Here is a 22,969-nt window from a genome sequence, read left to right as displayed (position 1 = left end):
TACCCTGAACAACCGTGACTCCCCGGCGGTGGGAGATCACGGTTGCATTGAACGCATGAAACCTGCACCCGCGATCGCTCCCCGCCCCGCAGCGATCCTGGCGATCATCCTCGTCAGCTACTTCATGATCCTGCTGGACAACTCGGTCATTTTCACCGCTCTGCCAAGCCTGCAGGCAGAGCTGCGGCTGAGCGCCGGTGAACTGTCGTGGGTCCAGGATGCGTACACCCTGGTCTTTGGCGGCCTGCTGCTCCTCGGCGCCAGGGCCGGAGACCTGCTCGGCCGGCGCCGCACCTTCGTCTTCGGACTGCTGGTTTTCTCGATCGCGTCATTGCTGATCGGACTGGCACCAGCCGGATGGTGGGCCATCACCGGCCGCGCGATCCAGGGCATCGGCGCCGCGATCGTGGCGCCCGCTTCGCTCTCACTGCTCACGGCGAGCTTCCCGGAAGGACGGGAGCGCACCCGGGCGGTGGCGTTGTATGGCGCAACCGCAGGAATTGGCGCCAGCCTTGGCCTGGTGGTTGGCGGCGCGCTGGCGCACTGGATTTCCTGGCGCGCCGGGTTCTTCGTCAACGTGCCCATCGGCGCCGCGATGACAGTCCTTGCCCCGCGATTCCTCCCGGAATCGGACCGGGCCCGCGGCCGCTTTGACCTGTTCGGAACACTCAGCGCGACGTTCGGCCTCGGCGCCCTGGTGTTCGGCATCATCAACACCGCCGACGCCGGCTGGGACTCGCCTGTTACGCTCACGGCTGTCAGCGCCGGCGTCGTCCTGCTGATTGTGTTTGTCCTGATCGAACGCCGGGCTGCCCAGCCCATCATGCCGCTGCGCCTGTTCGGGAGCCGCCGCCGGGCCGGGGCCTACGTGGCCCGATTCCTGTATCTGGGCGCGATGATCGCGTTCTTCTTCTTTACCACCCTGTTCCTGCAGGAAGTGCTGGGCTTCGATCCGCTCCAGGCCGGCCTCGGGTTCCTGCCAATGACCGCGGTCAACTTCGCCGTCGCAATGAGCGTCCCCCGCTTGCTGGGCAGGATGCCGGGTTCGATTCCACTCGCGGCCGGCATCCTGATCACCCTCGCCGGGATGTTCTGGCTCAGCCGGGTCGGGGTCGGCTCCGGCTATCAGACCGGGGTGGCGCTGCCGATGGTCCTCATTGGCGCGGGCCAGGGGCTCGCGTTTGCGCCGCTGACCTCCTTCGGCATCATCGGCGCCCCCGTGGCCGACGCCGGCGCCGCCTCGGGGCTGGTGAACACCTTCCACCAGGTGGGCACCTGCCTGGGGCTTGCCATAGCGGTCGCGGCCGCGGCGACGGTCCCCGCCGGTCCCACTACCGCCCACTTGGCCGCGCAGGTCAGCGCCGCCCTCAGCACGGGCAGCGTCCTGCTGCTTCTCGCCCTTGTTGTCACCGCGGCCCTCATCGTGCCGGCGGACCTGGCGGCGCAACGGCGCAGGACACCCCGGGCGGCAGTGCCTTCACCTGAGGCCGAGCCTGCCCGCTGACCCGCCGCCGGGCACGTGATGGGGGTACTGATATGAACTCCCACGACACCGAACACCTCGATACCGTGAAAGGCATGAACATGGAACTCACACTCAACAACGGCGTCACGATGCCAGCCCTCGGCCTCGGCGTCTTCCAAAGCCCGCCAGAGCAGACCACTGTGGCGGTCGAGGCCGCCCTGGCCACCGGCTACCGGCACATCGACACTGCCGCCGCGTATGGCAACGAGCGGCAGGTTGGCGAAGGCATCCACAACTCCGGCCTGGACCGTGCGGAGGTGTTCATCGAGACCAAGGTCTGGGTTAGTGACTACGGCTACGACCAGACCCTGCACGCCTGGGACAAGGCGGCAGGCAAGCTCGGCGTCGACTACCTCGACCTGTTCATCCTGCACCAGCCCGCCCCTGACCGGTTCGAAAAAACCATCGCGGCCTACAAGGCGCTGGAAACCCTGCTCGGTGACGGACGCGTCCGGGCGATCGGTGTCAGCAACTTCATGCCGCACCACCTGAAGCAGCTGCTTGAGTCCACCGACGTCATCCCGGCCGTGAACCAGGTCGAGCTGCACCCCTACTTCACCCAGCCGGACGTACAGGCGGCCGACGCCGGGCACGGGATCCTCACCCAGGCCTGGTCGCCGATCGGAGGGATTACGTTCTACCCGGGGTGGGGCGAGGACCGCAAGAACGTGATGGCGGACGCCACGATCGGCGCCATCGGCCAGAAGCACAGCAAGACCCCTGCACAGGTGATGCTTCGGTGGCACCTTCAGCAGGGACGCTCAGCCATTCCGAAATCAACGAATCCGGCCCGCATCGCCGAGAACTTCGACGTGTTCGACTTCGAACTCAGCGCCGACGAACTCGCCGGCCTGGATGCGCTCCACACCGGCAGGCGGAGCGGCCCCGACCCCGACGAAGCCCGCGAGGAGCGCTTCGCCATGGTCATCCCCGAAGCCTGAGGGAAGGAGAGAACCGGTCGTCGTCGCACACCCGTCCCAGATAGCGCGGAACTGCTACGCTCCAGATAACGGCCCGGTGCAGTGCCGCAGGTTCACCGACGGTGCGCACCAGCTTCAGGTGTAAGCGAGGGAATCAGCATGACGGTTGCCGAAATCCAAGTGGACCAGCGCGTGATTGGAATCGACTCGCGGCGCTTCGCCTCGGTGGAAAAGGCGCTGGTGGAGCTGGTCACCAACAGCGACGACAGCTACGCCCGCCTCGAACGAACCGGTGCGCACGCCAGCGGCCGGATCGACGTGCGGTACGAGCGGCACCATACCGGCGCGGTGATCATGGTCAGTGACCAGGCGGAGGGCATGTCCTTCGAACAGGCCGGCAGGATCCTCAGCTACGGCGGTGCGCACAGTCCCCTCGCGCGCGGCGAGGGCGACGGCCGGGGGTACTTCGGCCGCGGCCTCAAACAGGCGATCTTCGGCCTGGGCCACGGCTGGATCGAGACCATCCAGGGCGGCCGGTTCACCCGGATCGACGTCTTCCGCGGCGAGAACGGCGGTTATCTCTACGACGACGGCGGCGAGGACCGGCGCGCTTTCCCGGCAGACTATGCCCGGCTCGGCGTCGACGAAGCGCCTGACGCCAGCGGCACCCGGGTGACGGTCGTCGTCGACAATCCCCACGTCCGGATCACCCAGTACAGCACCCTGCTGGAGTCCCTTGCCGACAACATCTACCTGCGCGGAGTGCTGGGCCGCCGGAGCATCGAGCTGGAGCACGGGCACCCGGGAACGGTCGAATACCACCGCGAGCCGGTCCGGTTCCGGGAGCCGCCGGCGGCACTGCTGCTCGGCCCGGATCTGCCGGGCAGTGTCAGCTTTGAGGGCCAGGAGTACCCTTTCGTCCTCACGCTCAAACGCGCCACGGACACCGAACTGACACTCAAGGGCGACGAACGCACCAACGGCCTCATCGTCCTCTCCGGGCAGGCCGTCCTGGACTGCCAGCTGTTCGACTTCGAAAACCAGGTGGGCACTGAATACCTCTTCGGCGCGGTGCGCTGCGACGCCCTGATCGGCATGCTGGGCCGCGGCCGGGCGGTCATCAGCGACGAGCGCGAGGGCCTGAACCCCCGGGATCCCTTCGTAGCATCCTTCACCCGGGCCGTCAGCCGGATGCTCGCCGACGCGGTGCAGGCCGAGAAAGAGAAGCTCACGCATCTGGAGCGCGCCACCACCTCCGGCCGCACCGCAGAAATGATCGAACAGCTGCTGCAGCACATGAACGAGGCCGCCGTCGTTGACCTGGGGCTGGAGACCGCGCCGGAGCCCGGGCCCGGTCTCCCGTCCGGGGACCAACCCGCGGCGCTGCGCTTCACCACTCCGTTTTACTACCGTCCGCCGGGGCGCCCGTTCCATGTGTCGCTTCTGCTGGACCCGTCCCGTTTGCCCGACGGCGGCACGCTCACCTTCGAGGTGGACCTGCCCGACTCGATCAGGATGGAGCCCGCCCCGGAGCCGGTGGCCGTTGCCGCGCTGGGGCAGACGCGGCGGCTGGAGTGGGCCGTCACGGGGGAGCGGTCCGGCGGCCGGGGCGAAGTCACGGCCCGGGCCGGTGATTACTGGGCACTGTGCGAAATCGTCATCGCCGAGCACGCCTCGCACCGCGGCGCAGAGCAGCCGCCGCACCCGGCGGCCACCAAAGAACCGGCCGCCCAAGGACCGGCGGCCGTCGGCGCAGCTGCGACCCCTGCTGCGCAGCAGGCGGCGCCGCAGGGGACGGCGCACCGGGAGGGCCACCGCCCCGTCCGGGACCATGGCGTCGACCTCTTCACCGGGTATGAGTTCCGCAGCCTGCACAACAGTGCCGACCGGGCCGTCTACAGCAGCGAGGAACGGATAGTCATCATCAACACCGCGGCCCCCACGGTCCAGCTGTACGTCGACGGCCGCGGCCGATTCCGCGATTCAGCCCGGCTGTTGCTGGCAGAGCTCTTCCTGGACGTGATCGCGGACGAACTCGCCCGGCGCCGTGCGGAACAGCACGGGCACGGCGGAGACCTCGGAGCCTTTAAGAGCGCCAAGCGCGACATCATCCGCCGCTACGGGAGCGATGTCCACCGTACGTTTATGGGGTGAGGCGCCGCCAACCCATTGACGGCCCTGAGCCGGAGGTCTATTCTACAACCAAATGGTTGTAGATCAGTTGAGTGACGAAGCGGTGGACCGCCTGTTCCAGGCGTTCGCCGACTCGACCCGCCGGGACATCGTGCGCCGCGTGACGGTCGGGGAGTACTCCGTTTCCGGGCTCGCCGCGCTCTACGCCATGAGTTTCGCCGCCGTCCAGAAGCACGTGGCGGTGCTGGAACGCGCTTCCCTGGTGACCAAGGAAAAGCGCGGAAGGGAGCAGATTGTGCGGGCCAACCACGCCGGACTCCAGAAGGCCCGCAGGCTGCTCGACGAGTACGAAGTCATTTGGCGGCAGCGATCCGAGCGGATCGCGGACCTGCTTGCAGAAGCAAAACCCCACGCAAGCCAGCCGGATGCAGCCAACCAGAAGCCAGTGAAGAAGCAGAGGAAGGGTTCGACATGACAGTCATCAGTTCAGTCAAGAATCTTGAGGCGCTGAGCCTCAGCGTCGTCGCGGAGTTTGACGCCGGCGTCGAGCGTGTCTGGCAGATCTGGGAGGATCCGCGCCAGCTGGAGCGCTGGTGGGGGCCGCCCACCTGGCCGGCCACCTTCGAGAAGCACGACTTTGTCCCGGGCGGCGAGGCCAGCTACTACATGACCGGCCCCGACGGAGAGAAGGCCCGCGGCTGGTGGCGGTTCGTCGCCATTGATGCCCCGCACAGCCTGTCGTTCGACGACGGCTTCTCGGACGACAACGGCGAGCCGGTGGCCGAGATGGGCACGATCCACGGCGTCGTGACGCTCGAACCGATCGGTGACCGCACCCGGATGACGGTGCTCTCCACCTTCGAGACCGAGGACCAGATGGAGAAGATCGTCGCCATGGGCATGGAGGAAGGCATGAAGGGGGCGCTGGGCCAGGTGGACGCTATCCTCGCCGAACCCGTCCGCGCCTGACGGCCGCAGGGGGCAAGGACTACGGGGGGAGGACGGCGGGTATCCCGCCGTCGTCCTTCCGCTGTGAGCTAGTTGTGAACCGCGGCGTACAGGTTCAGGCTGGCCGAGAACACCAGCCACGAAACGTAGGGCAGCATCAGCAGGCCCGCCGTCGTGCTGATCGGCCCGAAGCGCAGCACGGCAACGGTCGCCACCGCGGCGTGGGCTGCGATCACCAGCAGCGCCAGCCACAGGGCGGCGGTCCCCAGCACCGGGTACAGGCCGAAGAACATTAGCGGCCACGACAAATTCAGCAGCAGCAGGCCGGCATAGACCGTAAGGGCCTTCCGGCGCGGGAAGAGCTGCTGCCGCCAGACGAGCCATGCCGCCAGGGCCATCGCCGCGTAGAGCGCCAGCCAGGCCGAGCTGAACATCCAGGCGGGCGGGGTCCACGGCGCCTTGTCTGCCGCCGCGTACCAGCCGCCGTTCATCCTGATCGGCAGGGAGCCCAGCAGCGATACCGCCAGGGACGCCGCGAGAAAAACGACGAGGGCAGCAATCTGCCGCCACGGGCGGCTGCCGGGGGCAGAGGTGCCCCGGGCGCTTTGTTCAACGTTCAAGAGCACTGACTCACTGTGGACAACCGCGTGCCCTCCCGTCAAACTACGACGGCGGGACCTTGCGCAGTCGTCACCATCCTCTACGTCTGGAAGGACATCATGGGCAACGAAGCTTCATGGCAGGAAACCATCACTCCGGGCCGTTTCGCCGGCAAAACCGTGATCGTTACGGGCGCAGGCTCCGGCATCGGGCTGGCCACCGCGCTGCGCGTCGCGAAGGAGGGCGGCAGGGTGGTCGCGGCGGACATCAGCAAGGAACGCCTAGATGACCTCGTGACCCAGAACGCAGGCCTGGATCTTGTGCCGGTGGCAGGCGACATCTCCACCGAGGAGACCGTCGCCACCGTCGTGGCCGCCGCGGGCGGGCGCGTGGATGCGCTCGCGAACGTCGCGGGCATCATGGACAACTTTGCCCCGGTCCACGAGGTGGACGACGCCGTCTGGGAGCGGGTCTTCCGGATCAACGTCACGGCCCTGATGCGCCTGAGCCGCGCCGTTGTCCCGTTGATGCTCGAGGCCGGCACCGGCTCTGTGGTCAACGTGACTTCCGAGGCCGGGCTGCGGGGGTCCGCCGCCGGTGCCGCCTACACCGCGTCGAAGCACGCCGTCGTCGGCCTGACCAAGAACTCCACCGTGATGTACGGGCCGAAGGGCCTGCGCTTCAATGCGGTGGCACCCGGGGCAACTATCACCAACATCGTGGCGGACTGGGGCTCCCAGCTGGCCGCCGAGCGGCTGGGCCCGCTGATGGGCGCCAACATCCCGACCCCGGCCACGGCGGCGCAGCTGGCGGCGTCGATCACCTTCCTGCTCAGCGACGACGGCACCAACGTCAACGGTGCCATTCTCGCGTCCGACGGCGGCTGGTCCGCGCTGTAGGTCCCCACCCAACTGCGCGCCAGTTGGGTGGGCGGCGGGCCAGAATTCGCCCCCGGCGCGCAGTTCGCGAAATGATGTGGGCATGGAGCATATTGACCAGCAGTCCTGGGTGAAGAACTACCAGCCGGGGGTCCCGGCCGAGATTGAACTGCCCACGGAGTCGCTGGTGGCAATGCTGGAGCGGTCCGTGGCGGAGGCAGGCAGCGCCCCCGCCCTGGAATTCTTCGGCCGCCGGACCAGCTACACCGAGCTCGGCGAACAGGTGGACCGGGCCGCCGAGGGCCTGCGCCGGCTCGGTGTCCGGGCCGGCGACCGGGTTGCCCTGATCCTGCCCAACTGCCCGCAGCACGTCGTCGCCTTCTACGCGGTGCTGCGCCTGGGCGCCGTCGTGGTCGAGCACAACCCGCTGTACACGTCCCGCGAACTCCGCCACCAGTTCGAGGACCACCAGGCCCGCGTCGTGATCGCCTGGGACAAGGCCGCGGCCGCGGTCCGCGAGTTCCCGGCGGACATCGAAATCGACCACGTGGTCTCGGTCAACCTGCTGGAGGCCTTCCCCGCGGCCAAGCGCATCGCCCTGTCCCTGCCGGTGAAGAAGCTGCGCGAGACACGGGCGTCATTGACGGCCCCCGCACCCGGAACCATGCCCTGGAAGGAACTCCTCGGCCACGGCCGGATCGACCCCGCGCACCCGCGCCCCGCGGTAACCGACCTCGCCGCCATCCAGTACACCTCGGGCACCACCGGCCGGCCCAAGGGGGCGATGCTCACGCACTTCAACCTCTACGCCAACGCTCTGCAGGGCGAGGCCTGGATGGCCGGCGCCGAGTACCGCAAGGAAGTCTTCTATGCGATCCTGCCGATGTTCCACGCCTTCGGCATGACGCTCTACCTGACCTACGGCATCCGCAAGCAGGGCCTGCTGGTCCTCTTCCCCAAGTTCGACCCGGACCTGGTGCTGGCAGCGATGAAGAAATCGCCCGCCACCATCTACTGTGCGGTCCCGCCGATCTACGAGCGCACCGCCATGGCCGCGAAGGAGAAAGGCGTCTCGCTGCGGTCCTGCAAGTACTGCATTTCCGGCGCCATGAACCTGCCGGACCACGTGGTGGAGCTCTGGGAATCGGTCTCCGGCGGCCTGCTCGTTGAGGGCTACGGTATGACCGAATCCTCCCCGGTGGCGCTCGGCAACCCCTTCCACCCGACCCGCCGCACCGGCACCATCGGGGTGCCGTTCCCCTCAACCCTCATGAAGGTCGTCGACCTCGAAAACCCCGCCGTGGAGGTCCCGCAAGGCCAGCCCGGCGAACTGCTGATCAAGGGCCCGCAGGTGTTCCAGGGCTACTGGAACAACCCGGAAGAGACCGCGAAGACCCTCACCGCCGACGGCTGGCTGCGAACCGGCGACGTGGTGACCGTGGACGAGGACGGCTTCACCACCGTGGTGGACCGGGCCAAGGAACTCATCATCACCGGTGGCTTCAACGTCTCGCCCACCGAGGTCGAAGCCGTGCTGCGCCTGCACCCGGACGTCCGGGACGCCGCCGTCGTGGGCAAGCCGCTGGAACGCGGCGGCGAACTGGTGGTGGCCGCCGTCGAACTGGAACCGGGCACCGCACTGGACGAGGAAGCGCTGCGCCTCCACTGCCGCGAGCACCTCGCCGGCTACAAGGTTCCGCGCCGGATCGTCCCCATCCAGGACCTGCCGCGCTCGATGCTCGGCAAGATCCTCCGGAAGCAGGTCCGCGAACAGGTCCTGCCGGGGCTGTAGCGATGGGCGCTCCAGCGATCGACTTCACCTCCGTCGTGCCCCGGCCCGGCACCCTCGACGTGTCCTGGATCCACGGCTCGGAGTCCGCGAAGCACAACACGGATCCGGACATCCAGGTCCACGCCTACGATGAACACACCTTCGTGCTCCGCCAGAACATGGCGGTTAACTACGAGGCGCCGTTTATGTTCCTGCTGTTCGGCAATGCCCGGGCCGTGCTGATCGACACCGGGGCCACCGCCGCAGCCGAGTTCTTCCCGCTCCGCCGCGTCGTCGACGGCCTGATGGAGGCCTGGCTCGCAGCCCACCCGCGCGACGGCTACGGGCTGCTGGTCCTGCACACGCATCCGCACGGCGACCATGTTGCGGGGGACGGCCAGTTCGCCGGCCGGCCCGGTACCCTCGTGGTGGACGCCGGGCAGCCCAGCGCGTGGGACTTCTTCGGATTTGAGGACGACGACGGCGGCGGCCCGCCGGCCCGGGTGGACCTGGGCGGGCGGGTGCTGCAATGCTGGCCGAGCCCCGGGCACCACAGCGCCGCTGTCACCTTCTACGACAGGTACACCGGGTTCCTGCTGACCGGCGACACCGTCTACCCCGGACGCCTCTATATCCACGACTGGCCGGCCTTCGTCCGCACCATCGACCTGCTGGTGCGTTTCTGCGCGGCGAACCCGGTCAGCCACGTCCTGGGCTGCCACATTGAGATGACTGGGGCGCCCGGCGTCGACTACCCGGTCTACACCACCTACCAGCCGGACGAGCCCCCGCTGCAGATGACCGTGGACCAACTGGGGGACCTCCGGCGGGCCATCGACGAGGTGGACGGACGGCCGGGACGGCACGTGTTTCCCGACTTCGTACTCTGCATGGACGGGGACTGACAAGCCCCGGGGCATGTCCTGCCGGGCCGGCGGCGCAAGGCCTAGTGCGCCGCGATGAAGTCACCAGCCTCGCACGGGCGGATTAACGCCGCGTTACCGGGGTGTCAGGTTCCCATCTCATCGAGGCCGCACCTTTTGCCGCCGCCCGGTCGTTGCGCATACTGGAAGGCAAACCCGGGCACAGCCCCGGGATTCGCGCAGGCGGGAAGGACGGTGGCCCATGAGCGGCGGGGGAGGCTCGGCGTTCCGGCGCCGGGTGGAACGGGCGGCGGAGTTGCGCTCGATCCGGGCCAGCGGCAGCACGGTCCAGGAAAATGACGAGCTCAGCGCGGCCGAGGAGGAACTCCGGCAGAAACGGGCCGCGGTGGACGACGCCGCCAAGGCCGAATACCTGATCCGCGACGCCATGGCCCAGGGTAAGTTCGACAACCTGAAGTACGCCGGCAAACCCGTCCCGGGCCTCGGCGAGGTGTACGACCCGGACTGGTGGGTGAAGGGGCTACTCCAGCGCGAGAACATCACCGGGCTGGGCCCGACGGCCATCCTGCTGCGCACCGAGGATGCCGCACTAGATGACCGCCTGGACGAGCAGTTCTCGGAGAAACAGGTGCGGGACATCCTGGCGGACTTCAACACCCGGGTGATCGACGCCCGGAGGCAGCTTCAGGGTGGGCCGCCGGTGGTCACGCGGACCCGCGACGTCGACGCGGAGCTGGCGAGGTGGCGCGAACGCCGGGCCGCGCTGGCTGCCGCGGCTGCCGCTGCAGCGCCCGAACCGGAACCCCGGCGGCCCTGGTGGCGGCGCCTCGGGAGCCGAGGCTAGGCGCAGGCGCGGCAAATCATTCCCGGCCGTCCGGCGTCACTCGGCGGGCGGCCGCCTTCGCTGCTGCTTCGTCGCTGCCCGTTGCTCTTTCGCTGCGAGGCGGCGGCGGTTCGAGGCCCGGGTGGGTTTTGTGGCGCGGCGGCGGGCCGGCTCAGGAGCAAGGCCTTCTGCCACGAGGGCGGAAAGCTTGGCCAGGGCGATCTCGCGGTTGCGCAGCTGGGAGCGCCGCTCGGACGCGGATACCGTGAGCACCCCGTCGACGAGGCGTTGTCCCAGCCGCGTGACCAGCCGCAACCGTTGGCCGTCCGAAAGCACCCCGGACTCGGCGACATTCCAGGACAGCTCGACGCGGCTGTCCGAGGTGTTGACGTGCTGGCCGCCCGGCCCGGACGACCGCGAAAACCGCCAGCCGAGTTCGGACGCCGGGATCGTGAGCGCGGGCGGCACCTCCAGATCCATACCCCCTAGCCTCGCACGATATCCGTGCGGGTGTCCCGCCATCCGCGTGCCGGCGTCCCGTTGTTGCCGGCGGGACTGGCGGGGCTGGCGGCAAGATCCCGGGCCGCAGGACACGGTGGCCCCGCGGGCGCAACCGGCGTACCCTGCGCTTAAACGCACCCAGCGCGCAGCCGCGCGCCGTCACGAAGCGGGCGATGCCCATGAAGCAACTCGGGTCCGAGGGAAATCAAAGCTCCCGGCCGGACAGTCCCGCGGCATCGGGGCGGCGGACACCGCACCGCGCACCCTTGCACCTGGCCGCCGCACTGGCGTTTGCCGGCGTCGTCGTGTCCCTGGTCGCCGGGCTGTTCCATGCCGATTCCGCCAATGCGAACGACCACCCCGCGACCTTTGCGGAGTACGCCCGCAGCACCATCTGGACGGCGGTGCACCTGGGCCAGTTCGTCGGCATGGCGCTGCTGATCGCGGGGCTGCTGGTCCTGCTGGTCGTCCTGACCCCGCCGGACGGTGCCTTGGCCTGGACGGCCCGGTTCGCCACGGTCGCGGCGGTGACAGCGCTGGCTCTCTACGCGGTGCTCCAGGCCGTGGACGGGGTTGCGCTGAAACATGCCGTGGATGCCTGGGCCGCCGCCGCGGAACCGGCGAAGGCCAGCCAGTTTGCTACCGCCGAAGGCATCCGCTGGCTGGAATGGGGCATGCGCAGCTACCAGAGCTTCGTGCTCGGGGCGGCCCTGGTCCTTACCGGTGCCGTGGTTGCAGGGACCGGCCGTGTTTCCCGGCCGGTCGGGTACCTGATGGCGCTGTCCGGCGCCGCCTATGTTGCGCAGGGCTGGATCATTGGGGCCGAGGGTTTCGCCTCAGCGAACGCCATCCCCACGCTGGCGGGGATCGTCTTGGTTCTGGTGTGGTCGGCGTGGCTGCTGGCCAGCGCCTGGGCCCGGAGGGATCCGCGGGTCGGCGCCGGAACGCCGACCGCGCGGTGACGACGGCGGGAGGTCCCGCCGTCGCCGTTGCGGTCCCTAGTGCGCGGAGACGGTGCGGGGCGCTTTCGCCAGGTTGTCCCGCAGTTCGGCGGCGTTCTGGCGGGCCACGTAGGCCGGGCGGTCCCGTTCCACGCGCCAGCTTTCGGACAGCGGGCCGATGTTGACGGCGTCGAAGCCGAACTCATCGTAGAGCCGGGTCACGAGCTCGGCGGCCTCCGGAAAGTCGCTCGCGGTTGCCAGCGCGCGGCGGTTCTCCGTGCCGGCGGGCGTGCCGTCGGTGGTGATCTGGGTGGCCATGATGTGGTTGAAGCCCTTGGCGACCTTGGCGCCGGGCAGGTGCTCCTGCAGCAGCCCCGACGTGGTGGCCTCGCCGTTGTCCAGCGCCGGGAACCGACCGTCGCGCTCCCAGTAGTAGTTGTTCGTGTCGATCACGATCTTGCCCGCCAAGGGCTCGGCCGGGATGTCCTTGATGTTCTTCAGCGGGACGGTCACGACGGCGAAATCCCCGGCCGCGGCGGCTTCCGCCGCTGTGGCCGCGCGGGCATGGGGCCCCAGTTCGGCGACGAGTGCCGTCAGGGTTTCCGGGCCCCGGGAGTTGCTGATCACAACGTCGTAGCCGAGCTGCACTGCCTTCCGCGCGATTTGGCTGCCAATGTGTCCTGCACCGATGATTCCGATTGTTGTCATATCCGGCCCAACGGCATCCCGGCCGCGGATATTTCACGCAGGGGTATTTCAGGCAGGTGTATTCAACGCCGGCGCACTGCCGCCCTCAGGGCCGCAGCCAGCCCTGCTCAAAGTCCGGATGGTCGAAGTACGGCAGCGCCAGGGCCTGGAGCGAGCGCTCCATCCAGTCCAGGGACCGCGGGGCCCAGTGCTCCTGGAGGGCATCGCTGACCATCGCGGCCAGCGCCGACTGCCGTGCAGCCTCGACGACGCCGATCAGCCGCCGCTTCGCCTCGCATTCGAGCAGCAGGCGCTGTTCGTACCATTCGCCGGACTTGGAAACGGTCCGGTCGCTGAGCAGGGTCCGGGCCGCGGCCTCGTCCTCGGAAATACGCTCGGACAGAAACTCGACAATGTCCACAAACCGAGAGTACGCGCGGCGGGCGGCCTTGGCATCATCCCAGCAGGTCGTCCTCATAGCACCAGCGCCAGTCTTCGCCCGGCTCGATGCTGCGCATGACCGGGTGGCCGGTGGCCTCGAAGTGCCGGGAGGCATGCGTTCCGGGCGAGGAGTCGCAGCAGCCCACCGACCCGCACGCCAGGCACATCCTGAGGTGGACCGGCGTCGTGCCTTCGCGGCGGCAGTCCGCGCAGAAGGGGTCGCGCGGCACTTCCGGGTCCGGGGCGGATTCGAGGTGCCCGCAGACACCGCCGGGCCTTGCGATCCCTTCCCCGCCGCCGCCGTCGCCGGCAGTGTCCAGTTCCTCCAACGAGATGTCGAGCATGGATTCCTCCACGTCGAGCCGGTCCAGGACCTCGCTGAGGACCTCGTGGGCGTACTCGCCGCCGCGGCGCAGCTCCAGCACTTTGGCCCGTTCCGCCTCCAGCATGGCCAGCCGCAATTCGGCGTAGCGCTGGCTCGGGGTCGCGGCCTCCGACGTCGGCCTACCCAGCCGCTCCCAGGCCGCCAGCCCGCGCTCCTGGGTCCGCCGCTTGAGCATCGCCACCACCTCCGGCGGATCGCTGTCGGTCCGCAGTTCCTGCAGCCGTTCCACGCCGGCGGCGGTGGCCAGCTGCATCAGCGAAGCCTGGTTCAGGGCATCCTCGCGCTGGTCCGGACCCTGCACGCGGAGCAGCCGCACCAACGCCGGCAAGGTGAAGCCCTGCAGCGTCAACGTTCCGCCGACCACCACCATCGCGGCCAGGATCAACACGGAACGATGTTCGAGGTCCGCCGGCAACACCAGCACCGCGGCCAGCGTCACCACCCCGCGCATCCCGGCCCAGGACACGATCGCCGGGATCTGCCACGGCGGCGCCGGGTCCCTCCGCCGCACGGACGGGATCAGCCGGGGCAGGTACGTCGCCGGGAAGACCCACACCGGCCGGAGCAGCAACACCGCCAGCAGGATCACCGCGCAGCCCGCCCAGATCCGTCCGGCGCCCAGCGAGTCATCCTGGATGCCCTCGATGATCGTCCGGACCTGCAGCCCGATCAGCAGGAACACGGAGTTTTCCAGCAGGAACTGCACCGTGTTCCAGTTGCTGCGCTGGCTCAGCCGGGCCGCGCCGTTGGGCATGGAGGGCGCCTTGGTTCCCATCACCAGCCCGGTGACGACGACGGCGAGGACGCCGGAAGCGTGGATCGCCTCGGCCGGGAGGTAGGCGACGAACGGGGCCATCAGCGACGTCGTGGTGTTGATCGCGACGTTGCGGATCCGCTTGCGGAGCTCGGTCAGTACGTAGGCGGCCGCCAATCCGACCACCAGTCCGCCGCCTGCCGCGAGCAGGAAGCCGCCGGCGATCCCGGCCGCGGACACGGTCCCGGCGATCGCCGCGATGGCGGCGCGGAGGCAGACCAGCGCGGTGGCGTCGTTGATCAGGGATTCGCCCTCCAGGATGGTAACGATCCGGCGGGGCATGCCCACCTTCCGGGCGATGGCGGTTGCGGCCACGGCGTCGGGCGGCGCCACCACGGCGCCGAGGGCGATCGCGGCGGCCAGCGGAATTTCCGGGAACAGCCACCACACCACGAAGCCCACGGCAAGGGTTCCGAAGATGACGTAACCCACCGAGAGCAGCCCGATGGCACGCCGGTTGGAGCCGAAGTCGAAGAGCGAGGTCCGCAGCGCGGCGGCATAGAGCAGTGGCGGCAGCAGCCCGACGAGGACCAGTTCCGGGTTCAGCTCAATATGCGGGACAAAGGGGAGGAAGGACCCCGCGACACCGGCCAGCACCAGCAGCAGCGGAACGGAGACGTTGAGCTTCCGGCCGAGGGCGCTGCCGGCACAGACAACGGCCACGAGCACCAGGAGTCCGAGGGCGAGTTCCATTAGGTCATTCTGTCAGGCTGGTCGTTCGGCGGATGCCGACGGGCTTACGGGCGGCCCCGCAACGTTACGCGAAGCTGTCTTCCCTTGCACGCTCCGTCTGGCCGTGCTGCGGGCTGTGCTGCGCGGCGGCGGCGTGGTGCGCCTGGACGGGGTGGCCGAACGGGTTGAAGCGGCTGTGCGCCAGTCCATCGAATTCGTAGGCGGTCTCGGCGTGCTCCGAGCGGTCCACACCGGCCACCTCGGCCTCGTGGCTGACGCGGAAACCGATGGTCCGGTGCAGTGCAAGGCCGATGACCGCCGTGCCCAGCCCGGAAAGCGTGACGGTGATCAACACGGCTACCGTCTGGGCAACCAGCTGGTGCAGCCCCCCGCCGTAGAAGAGCCCGCCACCCTGGCCGTCCGCCGGCAGGGCGATGAAGCCGAGCGCCAGCGTTCCGATCAGCCCGCCGCCGAGGTGCACGCCGACGACGTCGAGCGAGTCATCGAAGCCGAACTTGAACTTCAGGTCCACGAAGACGCAGCAGGCGGCGCCGGCCACCAGGCCCAGGCCAATCGCGGCCAGCGGGCTGACATTGGCGCAGGAGGGCGTGATCGCAACCAGTCCGGCCACGACGCCGGACGCAGCGCCGAGCGAGGTGGGGTGGCCGTGGCGGACCTTCTCGGCCACCAGCCAGCTGAGCATGGCCGCGGCCGGGGCGGCGAGGGTGTTGACCCATATTAGGCCGGCCTGCTCCACCGTCGTCGCGGCACCGGCGTTGAAGCCGAACCAGCCGAACCAGAGGATGCCGGCGCCGAGCATGACGAACGGGATGTTGTGCGGCCGGTGGGCCGGGTCCTTGCCGAAGCCGTGGCGGTTGCCCAGGATCATGACCAGCACCAGGGCTGCGGTGCCCGAGCTGATTTCGACCACGGTGCCGCCGGCGAAGTCGATCACCTGGCCGAAGACGGAGCTCACGGCCCCGCCGGCGCTCATCAGGCCGCCGCCCCAGACCATAAAGGCCAGCGGGCAGTAGACGAGGGTGATCCAGACCGGCACGAAGAGCACCCAGGCGGTGAACTTGGCACGGTCGGCGATGGCACCGCTGATCAGGGCGACGGTGATGATCGCGAAGGTTGCGCTGAAGCCGGCCTTGAGGAGGTCCGGGGAGCCCATGAGCCCGTTCAGCCCGAAGCTGGCGAACGGGTCCCCGAAAATGCCCAGGACGCCCTTGCCGCTGGTCATCGAGTAGCCCCAAAGCACCCAGACCACACCGACGATGCCGGCCGAGACGAAGCTCATCATGATCATGTTCAGTGAGGCCTTGGCGCGGGTCATGCCGCCGTAGAAGAGGCCCAGGGCCGGGGTCATGAGCAGCGCAAGGGCCGCCGAGACCATGATCCAGATGTTTCCCGCGGTGAGTTCCACCTGCGTGTCCCTTCTCAACAAATCGCCGTACCGGGACACTCCGCCTCCGGCCCCCAACCGGGTTCAATCCTCCCGGGGCCGTGTTTCAGGCAGTCGGGAACTACGTTGCCGGGAAGTTACAGGAATTGGCATTGTGTGAAGACGGCGTCACGGACATGTTTCGGGCATGTTAACGGGCGCTCTCCTGCGCCGTTTCGACGGTTCCCTGCGCGCTCGATGTTTCCCGGCGTCGAGCGCGCACGGAACCGTCGAAGCGGGCCGCGGAATGTTGAAGGAGATCATCGAGCTGGCGAAGCTGGCCGACCAGACGGGTCTGGGGTTAGTTCGCCACGCTGGACCTGATCTCCGACGGCCGCGCCCGAAATCATCGTGGGCCGGGGCGCCTTTGCGGAGTCCTACCCGCTGTTCGGCCACCGCCTGGAGGATTACCACGCCCTCTTCGAGGAGAAACTGCAGATGCTGCTGGAGCTGCGGGAGCACGCCGTCGTGGACTGGCAGGGCCGGCTGACGCAGACCCTGCCGCTTTTCGTAGCGCCGCTGTCCGGGCCCGCCCGGTTCCGCCGCCTCGTGGAGCTCTACCGCCAGAGCGCGGCCGACGCCGGAACGGACCGAGCTCGGCGGCGGCCTCCTGGTGGGAAGCCCCCAGCAGGTCATTGAGAAGCTGCTTGAATCCATCCCACCCTCGGAAACAGCCGCTACCTGGCCCAGATCGGACGCGGCGGGCTGCCCTTTGCCGAGACCGCGCGTTCCATCGAGTTGCTGGCCACGGAGATTATGCCCGCCGTCAACCGGGAGATCGGGTCCGCTCAGGAGTGACCGGTGTGGCTATTGTTGCCGTTGCCGTTGCCGTTGCCGTTGCCGTTGCCGTTGCCGGGCTTGCCCGCGTCGAGAACGCGGTAGCGGACCAGCATCCCGGCGGTGATGTGGTCGTTGACGTGGCAGTGGAAGAGCCAGGTGCCAGGATCATCGGGGACCATGTCGGCGGTGACCATGGTCGCCGGCAGCAGGCTCACGACGTCGGTGCGCATTCCCAGTGCGGTTACCGTGCTGCCGTGCCAGTGCGGGGTGTGCAGGTCCACTTCGGTGCCCATGCCCATCAAATACCAGCGCACCCGTTCGCCCTTTTTCATCGTCATGGCCTCCAACGGCAGGTTGCCGAAGACGTAGCCGTTGACGCTGTGCATGAGGTTGCTTTCGACGAATTCCTCGTTCGCGGTGTCCACCGTGCCGGGGTCCCCGGCGAAGCGCTGGATGTTGCGACGCAGATAGGGGCTGGCGTTCTCATCGCTGACCTTGAACTGGACGAAGAATTCACGGTCAACGTCGTCCGGGGTGCCGTCGGCCCGGGCCGCCTCGGCCCTGGTGATGACCATCGGACCCACGAGGCCTGCGTAGTCGTCGCCCACCTCGTCGGTGTGCGAGTGGTACATCCACATGACCGAGCTGCCGTCCATGGGCCCGGGGCCGGCCCGGTCCGGGACCTGGTAGCTGTAGCTGTAGACGCCTCCGGGCGCGACGGCGTCGTCGCCCTTCTGCGCCGGGCCGGTGCCGTCGTTATAGGGGGCGCCCTCGTTGGCCTTGTCGTAGAACACGCCGTGCACGTGAACGGCGGCCGGGCGGTCCAGGTTGTTCTTGAACACCACCTTGATGGTGTCCCCGACGGCGGCCCGGATAACCGGGCCCAGCATGCCGAGGTGCTGGTCGGCTGCACTGCGCGGCTTCAGGGTCCGGAATGAGGAGTCGGTGTACTCCCGGTACAGGGACTTGATGTAAGTGGTGCCGATGCGGTCGGGTCCCTGGCTGGTAAAGACGGCGGCTGTCTCGTCGAACGGCTCGCCCGTGAGCTGGTTGGACCCGCTGGGGGCGTAGTTCCAGTCCGCCTCGTCCGCGCCGATGTAGTAGGTCCTGAGCTGCGGGACGTACTTGCCCTTGGCCGCAAAAGTGTCGGCCGCCGAGCCGATCAGGCCCGGAAGCATCGACAGCACCGCGATCAGCGCCAGCACCAGGGTCAACAGGACGGCCCGTGGCAAGGTCAGCAGACTTCTGGACTGCCGGGGTGCAGGTGCCGGGAAACCGCCGTCCATGGTGCGCCTTCTTTCGCGAACTGGTTGTGCTCCAGTGACTTGCCGTCACACCCAGCCTAGAAAGTGCACGTTTAACTTTTCTTGGGATTGGACCCCGCGGACCTAGAACTGGGTGATCGTGGTCAGGTAGCCGTAGTACTTCGCGCCCGCCGGCCGCAGCGGATCTCCGGCGAAGCCGAAGTCGTGGTGCCGCTTGTTGTAGGACTCGGCGAGATCGAGGAACTGCTCGCTGACGTCGGCGCCGGAACCGCGGCAGGCCTTGTGCTTGATGCACTGGGCCATCGCGCCCGCCACTGCGGGACTCGCAAAGCTGGTGCCGTGGCTGACGCTGTAGCCGCCGGGGGCCGTGGACAGGATGCACACGCCCGGCGCCGCCACGGTGTGCCGCTGGTCCTTGATGTTGACTGCGTAGTTGGAGAAGAACGCCGGCTGGTCGTCCCGTTGGCCGATGGCGCTCCAGTCGTCACGGCCGCAGATACTGGGCGCGAGCCCGCCGGGGTGCCCGTCGAAATCCGCCATGGCGGTGGCCGTCACCACCTCGTGGTACGCCGCGGGAATCGTTCCGGCGACGTCCGACGCCGCGTTTCCGGCCGCAACCGCGTACGCCACGCCGGCCCGGACCGAGCGGCAGATCGCGTAGTGGATGGGGTCCGTTCCCTTGCCGCAGTTGGGCGTGTTGGAACCGGGCCCGGCGATGCTGATGTTGGCGACGTCGATGTCATTGGTCTTGTCCTTGTCCCGCCGGGTCGAGGTAACCCAGTCAATGGCGCAGATCAGGCTCGCCTCGGTGATGGAACCGAAGTCGGACACCACCCGGACAGACCAGAGTGCGGTTCCCGGCGCCGTACCGATGATGCCGGAGCCGTTGTTGCGGGCCCCGATGACGCCTGCCACTGCCGTCCCGTGGCCCATCACGTCAATGGGCGTCACTTTGACCGGTTCGCCTGAGGTGCAGTCCACCCCGCCCCGCACATTGAGGTCCGGGTGGCTGCCGTCGATGCCGCTGTCAATGACCGCCACGTTGACGCCGGAACCGCCGTCGTCCTTGCTGGCCCGCCGGTTTGCGCCTTCCCGGGCGTCTTCCAGGTTGCCCCCGATCCGCAGCCACCAGAACGGCGCCACCTCGGTATTGGGTGCTTTGGGCTCCAGCGGCTTGTCGAAGTGCCGGCCGAGCGTGACGAAGTCGACGCTAGGGTCGGCCGCCAGGCTGCTGGCCTGGGCCGCCGTCATGGTGCCGGCGTAGCCGTTCACCGCGTCCCGGTAGACCTTCGACGCCGTGACGCCGAACTTGCCCTGGTGCGCAGCGGCCACAGCCCCCGGGTCGCCGGCGGTGTCCTTCAGCACGACAATGTAGCTCTGTGCCGGCCCGGCGGCGGCCGCCGGGGCGGCGGCGGCCAGCCCGCCGCCCGTGGCCAGCACGAGGGCGGCCGACGCGGCCAGGAAGCGCAACGGCCGTGTGCTGTCCGGCGGGGGAGAGGAGGCACCGGGCCGGGGGCGCCGCCAGCCTGCAGCCACGAGTGTTTTCTGCGGGCGCGGGAAGAATTTGCGGACAGTGGTGAACATCGTGGCCTCCAATAAGCGTTGACGCTTTCGAGTGCCCCCCGACCATCATGGTAGGCCTGCGGCGCGGAAAAATCAGGGGGCAAACGGAAGCTGCGGCGAGAATCCGGACCGGGCAGGGGTTACGCCAGCGGAATCTCGAGGTAGCCGCCGGCGCCATCCCACCCGCCGGCGGTGCCCAGTTCCGCACACAGCCGCTGCATCCGGGCGGCGATATCCCGGGCACTGCGCCCCGCCAGCCTGGCCTGGAAGTCTGCGATGACTGTGGGGAACATCCGGAGCCGCTGCGGCGTCCCGCCGTCGGTCTCCAGGACGAAGATGAAGGACCGGTCGTTGCGTTCCTCCGGATCCACGGCGTAGTCATCGACGAAGTCCCCCGCACCGTAGATGACGGGCCGCCCCCGGTACACCTCGATGCCGCGGACGATGTGCGGCGAATGCCCGAACACGACGTCTGCGCCAGCATCCACCAGCCGCCGCGCCAGGGCCCGGTGCTCGGCCGGGGCAGCGGATCCCCAGTTGCCGCCCCAGTGCGCAGACACGATGAGCAACTGGACCCGTGACGCGGTCCGCCGGACCAGCGCCAGGAGCTCCTCGACGCGCTCCCCGGTGGCGGTCGCCGGGACGTAGTGGACGCCGGGCGAGCCGGCCTCCGCCTCCCAGTCCGGCTGGTTGTCCGTGAACGCCACGAACCCGACGGCGTCAGCTCCCACCCTGAGCACGGCCGGCCGGCGGGCCGTGTCCCGGTCCGTACCCGCGCCCGCGTGGAGTATCCCGTGCCGGTCCAGCGCCGGCAGCATTTCCCGCAGTGCGTCCGGCCCGTAATCGAGCACGTGATTGTTGGCCAGCGACACCACGTCCAGCCGGGCGGCGAGGAGGCTGTGCACGTTCTTGGCATCGGTACGGAACGTGAAGACTTTACCCGGTTCGGGTGCCCCGCCGTCAGACACCACGCACTCCAGATTGGCGATCCTCAGATCCGCCCGCCGGAGGACGGGCAGGGTGTCACCCCAGGGATAGGCCGGGCCCGCGGTCTTCAGCCGCTCGTTCACGAGCCGGCCGAGCATGACGTCGCCCACGAACGCGATCTGCATGCCACCAGCATGCGCCGCCCGTCAGGGGAAGGGGAAGCTGCGGCGGGTCAGCGTGTGGCGGCCCCGCGCGACCGGCCGGCCTTGGGCGGCGCCGCGGCGGTGTGGTGCCCCAGTGCGACCGAGGCGGCCTTGGCCGCCTCCGACACTGCGGGACCCAGGCGTCCGACGTCGGCAACCGTCACCCGCTGCGTAGGGAAGCCCAGTCCGAGGACCCCGGCGAGCTCGCCGGTGTGGTCAAAGACCGGCGCGCTGATCGAGCCCACGTCGCTGTTCCGCTCACCGAACGCCGCGTAGAAACCCTGACTGCGCGCCTGCTCGACTTGCTCGTCCAGCACGTCCCAACTGGCGGGGGTGTTCGGTGTGAAGCGCGTCAGCTCCATGCCGGCAAGCGCCTCCCGCGCTCCGGGGTCGAAAGCGAGGAAGATCTTGCCCGGCGCCCCGGCATGGATCGGCATCACCTGCCCGACGCGGAACGGGCGCATCACCACGTGGCGGGTCTCCGCGACGGCGACGACGGTGCGGAAGGCTCCGTCCCGGATATAGAGGCAGGCCGTTTCCCCGGTGTCGTCACGCAACTGCTGCAGGATCGGACGCACGATGCGCACGATGTCCAGCCCGAAGGTGCCAGGGCTGGCCCATTGGACCAGGCGCAGTCCGATTCGGTAGCGGTCGCCGTCGCGGTCCAGGAAGCCCTCGCGGACCATGTTCTGCACGAGCCGCTGGCAGGTGCTGGTGGGCAGGCCCGTCTGGCGCGCGATCTGCGCCAGGGTCGGGTCCGGCTCCTCGAGCGAGAAGCAGTTAAGGATTTCCGTCACCTTGCCCAGCACGAGCAGCGGGGTCGATCCGGTGCCCTGTTCTCTTGCCAACGCGCGGTTTTCCTTTGTTCGGGGCGGACCCCGCCATGCGACGGGCGCCGTGGCGGAGGGTCCTTTGAGGGTATTGACATCAGACTAACATTTCCCGCAGGATGGGTCACGGCCTCACAATGTGGGATTTGATGCACTCGAACAACGACTTGGAGACAGACTGTGAGCACACCGCGGGGCGTGGAGCAATCAAGTACGGTGCGACTGGCCGCCGGCCCGTCCAGGATCGGGCTGATCGTTCCCAGCTCGAACAGCACGATGGAAACAGAGCTTCCGGAACTCTTCCGCCGGCAGAGCGAAGCGACAGGCCACCGGTACACCTTCCACTCGGCCCGGGCGGCCCTGAAGAACGTGACGCCGGCCGAGCTTGCCGCCATGGTGGCCAAGGCGGCGGACTGCGCCACGTCCGTCTCCGACGCCGACGTCGACGTCATCGCCTATGCCTGCCTGGTCGCGGTGATGGCCCAGGGCCCGGGGGCCCACGCCGGCTCCGAGGAGATCATCGCGCAGGCCGCCGAGGCCAACGGCCACCCGGCGGCTGTCACCAGCAGCGCCGGCGCCTTGGTGCGCACCCTTCAACACCTGGGCGCGCGCCGGGTGGCAATGGTGACTCCCTACCTGCCGGAGCTGACCAAAACCGTCAGCGACTACATCGAGGGCGCGGGCATCACCGTGCAGGACGTGATCGGCCTCTCGGTGGCCGACAACCTCGAAGTGGGCCGGCTCGATCCGCTCGCCCTGCCGGGCATCGCGCGCCGGCTCAACACGGAGGGCGTGGACGCCGTCGTCCTGTCCGCCTGCGTTCAGATGCCGTCGCTGGCCGCCGTGCAGACAGTCGAGGACGCACTCGGCGTGCCCGTCATCACGGCAGCAACAGCCACCACCTTCGAGATCCTCAACGCCCTGGGACACACGCCGGCGATGCGCGGCGCCGGACGCCTGCTGGCCGGCGACGTGCGCACCGGCGTCCCGGTTCCTGCCTGACCTTCCACCGCGCCACCACGGCGCCGTCCATA

Annotated in this window: 22 protein-coding genes; 12 read left to right on the top strand and 10 right to left on the bottom strand. The window is 68.8% G+C overall.

The genetic code is table 11. From position 1 onward, the window contains the following. Positions 1-55 precede the first annotated feature (55 nt). From FFF93_RS14670 to FFF93_RS14650, 5 genes are all read left to right on the top strand, one after another. Complete coding sequence (locus FFF93_RS14670) at positions 56-1,504, top strand: MFS transporter (RefSeq protein ID WP_138768263.1); 1,449 nt, start codon at positions 56-58, stop codon at positions 1,502-1,504. Between the two features lie 80 nt (positions 1,505-1,584). Then, positions 1,585-2,466 (top strand): aldo/keto reductase, encoded by an 882-nt coding sequence (locus FFF93_RS14665; RefSeq protein ID WP_138770352.1) that lies wholly within the window; start codon positions 1,585-1,587, stop codon positions 2,464-2,466. A gap of 138 nt (positions 2,467-2,604) precedes the next feature. Next, entirely contained in the window at positions 2,605-4,599 is a 1,995-nt protein-coding gene (locus FFF93_RS14660) for an ATP-binding protein (RefSeq protein WP_138768264.1), read from the top strand. Positions 4,600-4,651: 52 nt separating this feature from the next. Next, positions 4,652-5,053, top strand: coding sequence for a helix-turn-helix transcriptional regulator (locus FFF93_RS14655; protein WP_138768265.1), 402 nt, complete (start codon positions 4,652-4,654; stop codon positions 5,051-5,053). Then, the gene (locus tag FFF93_RS14650) at positions 5,050-5,547 is read left to right on the top strand and encodes an SRPBCC domain-containing protein (protein ID WP_138768266.1); all 498 of its coding nucleotides are present in this window, start codon (positions 5,050-5,052) and stop codon (positions 5,545-5,547) included. The genes FFF93_RS14655 and FFF93_RS14650 overlap by 4 nt, the downstream gene beginning before the upstream one ends. 68 nt (positions 5,548-5,615) lie before the next feature. On the opposite strand, the gene FFF93_RS14645 is transcribed toward FFF93_RS14650, so the two are convergent. Beyond that, positions 5,616-6,152, bottom strand: coding sequence for a TspO/MBR family protein (locus FFF93_RS14645; RefSeq protein WP_261375172.1), 537 nt, complete (start codon positions 6,150-6,152; stop codon positions 5,616-5,618). A 93-nt stretch (positions 6,153-6,245) separates the two neighbouring features. Here FFF93_RS14645 and FFF93_RS14640 point away from each other — a divergent pair, with 93 nt between their 5' ends. The 4 genes from FFF93_RS14640 (at position 6,246) to FFF93_RS14625 (ending at position 10,503) form a co-directional block, all read left to right on the top strand. Beyond that, the gene (locus FFF93_RS14640; RefSeq protein ID WP_138770354.1) at positions 6,246-7,025 is read left to right on the top strand and encodes an SDR family NAD(P)-dependent oxidoreductase; all 780 of its coding nucleotides are present in this window, start codon (positions 6,246-6,248) and stop codon (positions 7,023-7,025) included. Between the two features lie 82 nt (positions 7,026-7,107). Then, complete coding sequence (locus FFF93_RS14635; RefSeq protein WP_138768267.1) at positions 7,108-8,796, top strand: long-chain-fatty-acid--CoA ligase; 1,689 nt, start codon at positions 7,108-7,110, stop codon at positions 8,794-8,796. Positions 8,797-8,798: 2 nt separating this feature from the next. Continuing rightward, positions 8,799-9,680 carry an MBL fold metallo-hydrolase gene (locus FFF93_RS14630; protein WP_138768268.1) on the top strand — a complete coding sequence of 294 codons (882 nt, stop codon included), beginning with the start codon at positions 8,799-8,801 and terminating at the stop codon, positions 9,678-9,680. Between the two features lie 220 nt (positions 9,681-9,900). Beyond that, positions 9,901-10,503 carry a DUF1992 domain-containing protein gene (locus FFF93_RS14625; RefSeq protein WP_138768269.1) on the top strand — a complete coding sequence of 201 codons (603 nt, stop codon included), beginning with the start codon at positions 9,901-9,903 and terminating at the stop codon, positions 10,501-10,503. A gap of 36 nt (positions 10,504-10,539) precedes the next feature. On the opposite strand, the gene arfB is transcribed toward FFF93_RS14625, so the two are convergent. Beyond that, entirely contained in the window at positions 10,540-10,962 is a 423-nt protein-coding gene (arfB, locus tag FFF93_RS14620) for an alternative ribosome rescue aminoacyl-tRNA hydrolase ArfB (RefSeq protein WP_138768270.1), read from the bottom strand. 287 nt (positions 10,963-11,249) lie between these two features. On the opposite strand from arfB, the gene FFF93_RS14615 reads away from it, so the two are divergent. Continuing rightward, entirely contained in the window at positions 11,250-11,945 is a 696-nt protein-coding gene (locus FFF93_RS14615) for a hypothetical protein (RefSeq protein ID WP_261375171.1), read from the top strand. 36 nt (positions 11,946-11,981) lie between these two features. Here FFF93_RS14615 and FFF93_RS14610 read toward each other — a convergent pair whose 3' ends face one another. The 4 genes from FFF93_RS14610 to FFF93_RS14595 form a co-directional block, all read right to left on the bottom strand. Then, a complete protein-coding gene (locus FFF93_RS14610) occupies positions 11,982-12,632 on the bottom strand; it encodes an NADPH-dependent F420 reductase (RefSeq protein WP_138768272.1) in 651 nt (216 codons plus the stop codon). Between the two features lie 85 nt (positions 12,633-12,717). Beyond that, on the bottom strand, positions 12,718-13,032 hold the full coding sequence (locus tag FFF93_RS14605; RefSeq protein WP_138768273.1) for a DUF6221 family protein: 315 nt from the start codon (positions 13,030-13,032) through the stop codon (positions 12,718-12,720). Positions 13,033-13,066: 34 nt separating this feature from the next. After that, complete coding sequence (locus tag FFF93_RS14600) at positions 13,067-14,944, bottom strand: Na+/H+ antiporter (protein WP_138768274.1); 1,878 nt, start codon at positions 14,942-14,944, stop codon at positions 13,067-13,069. A 64-nt stretch (positions 14,945-15,008) separates the two neighbouring features. Further along, positions 15,009-16,349, bottom strand: coding sequence for an ammonium transporter (locus tag FFF93_RS14595; protein WP_186372169.1), 1,341 nt, complete (start codon positions 16,347-16,349; stop codon positions 15,009-15,011). Between the two features lie 369 nt (positions 16,350-16,718). Here FFF93_RS14595 and FFF93_RS14590 point away from each other — a divergent pair, with 369 nt between their 5' ends. Further along, positions 16,719-17,006, top strand: coding sequence for a hypothetical protein (locus tag FFF93_RS14590; RefSeq protein WP_138768275.1), 288 nt, complete (start codon positions 16,719-16,721; stop codon positions 17,004-17,006). A 149-nt stretch (positions 17,007-17,155) separates the two neighbouring features. Here FFF93_RS14590 and FFF93_RS14585 read toward each other — a convergent pair whose 3' ends face one another. The 4 genes from FFF93_RS14585 to FFF93_RS14570 all read right to left on the bottom strand — a co-directional run bounded on the left by FFF93_RS14585 (position 17,156) and on the right by FFF93_RS14570 (position 21,953). After that, a complete protein-coding gene (locus tag FFF93_RS14585) occupies positions 17,156-18,379 on the bottom strand; it encodes a multicopper oxidase domain-containing protein (RefSeq protein WP_222424627.1) in 1,224 nt (407 codons plus the stop codon). Between the two features lie 156 nt (positions 18,380-18,535). Further along, on the bottom strand, positions 18,536-19,996 hold the full coding sequence (locus FFF93_RS14580) for a S8 family serine peptidase (RefSeq protein ID WP_138768277.1): 1,461 nt from the start codon (positions 19,994-19,996) through the stop codon (positions 18,536-18,538). 119 nt (positions 19,997-20,115) lie between these two features. Then, entirely contained in the window at positions 20,116-21,087 is a 972-nt protein-coding gene (locus FFF93_RS14575) for a CapA family protein (protein WP_138768278.1), read from the bottom strand. A gap of 47 nt (positions 21,088-21,134) precedes the next feature. Beyond that, positions 21,135-21,953 (bottom strand): IclR family transcriptional regulator, encoded by an 819-nt coding sequence (locus FFF93_RS14570; protein WP_138768279.1) that lies wholly within the window; start codon positions 21,951-21,953, stop codon positions 21,135-21,137. A gap of 162 nt (positions 21,954-22,115) precedes the next feature. On the opposite strand from FFF93_RS14570, the gene FFF93_RS14565 reads away from it, so the two are divergent. Next, positions 22,116-22,937, top strand: a complete 822-nt coding sequence (locus FFF93_RS14565) for an Asp/Glu racemase (protein ID WP_315851457.1) — start codon at positions 22,116-22,118, stop codon at positions 22,935-22,937. Positions 22,938-22,969: the final 32 nt, after the last annotated feature.

The organism is Arthrobacter sp. KBS0702 (assembly GCF_005937985.2).
Classification (GTDB): domain Bacteria; phylum Actinomycetota; class Actinomycetes; order Actinomycetales; family Micrococcaceae; genus Arthrobacter.
The sequence above is the reverse complement of the archived record's forward strand: the minus strand, read 5'-3'. Positions and strand labels throughout refer to the sequence as shown.

Excerpts from the sequence above, each read along its gene's own strand:
- FFF93_RS14670 (WP_138768263.1), top strand. The coding sequence starts at position 56 with ATGAAACCTGCACCCGCGATCGCTCCCCGCCCCGCAGCGATCCTGGCG.
- FFF93_RS14665 (WP_138770352.1), top strand. The coding sequence starts at position 1,585 with ATGGAACTCACACTCAACAACGGCGTCACGATGCCAGCCCTCGGCCTC.
- FFF93_RS14660 (WP_138768264.1), top strand. The coding sequence starts at position 2,605 with ATGACGGTTGCCGAAATCCAAGTGGACCAGCGCGTGATTGGAATCGAC.
- FFF93_RS14655 (WP_138768265.1), top strand. The coding sequence starts at position 4,652 with ATGGTTGTAGATCAGTTGAGTGACGAAGCGGTGGACCGCCTGTTCCAG.
- FFF93_RS14650 (WP_138768266.1), top strand. The coding sequence starts at position 5,050 with ATGACAGTCATCAGTTCAGTCAAGAATCTTGAGGCGCTGAGCCTCAGC.
- FFF93_RS14640 (WP_138770354.1), top strand. The coding sequence starts at position 6,246 with ATGGGCAACGAAGCTTCATGGCAGGAAACCATCACTCCGGGCCGTTTC.
- FFF93_RS14635 (WP_138768267.1), top strand. The coding sequence starts at position 7,108 with ATGGAGCATATTGACCAGCAGTCCTGGGTGAAGAACTACCAGCCGGGG.
- FFF93_RS14630 (WP_138768268.1), top strand. The coding sequence starts at position 8,799 with ATGGGCGCTCCAGCGATCGACTTCACCTCCGTCGTGCCCCGGCCCGGC.
- FFF93_RS14625 (WP_138768269.1), top strand. The coding sequence starts at position 9,901 with ATGAGCGGCGGGGGAGGCTCGGCGTTCCGGCGCCGGGTGGAACGGGCG.
- arfB (WP_138768270.1), bottom strand. The coding sequence starts at position 10,962 with ATGGATCTGGAGGTGCCGCCCGCGCTCACGATCCCGGCGTCCGAACTC.
- FFF93_RS14610 (WP_138768272.1), bottom strand. The coding sequence starts at position 12,632 with ATGACAACAATCGGAATCATCGGTGCAGGACACATTGGCAGCCAAATC.
- FFF93_RS14600 (WP_138768274.1), bottom strand. The coding sequence starts at position 14,944 with ATGGAACTCGCCCTCGGACTCCTGGTGCTCGTGGCCGTTGTCTGTGCC.
- FFF93_RS14580 (WP_138768277.1), bottom strand. The coding sequence starts at position 19,996 with ATGTTCACCACTGTCCGCAAATTCTTCCCGCGCCCGCAGAAAACACTC.
- FFF93_RS14575 (WP_138768278.1), bottom strand. The coding sequence starts at position 21,087 with ATGCAGATCGCGTTCGTGGGCGACGTCATGCTCGGCCGGCTCGTGAAC.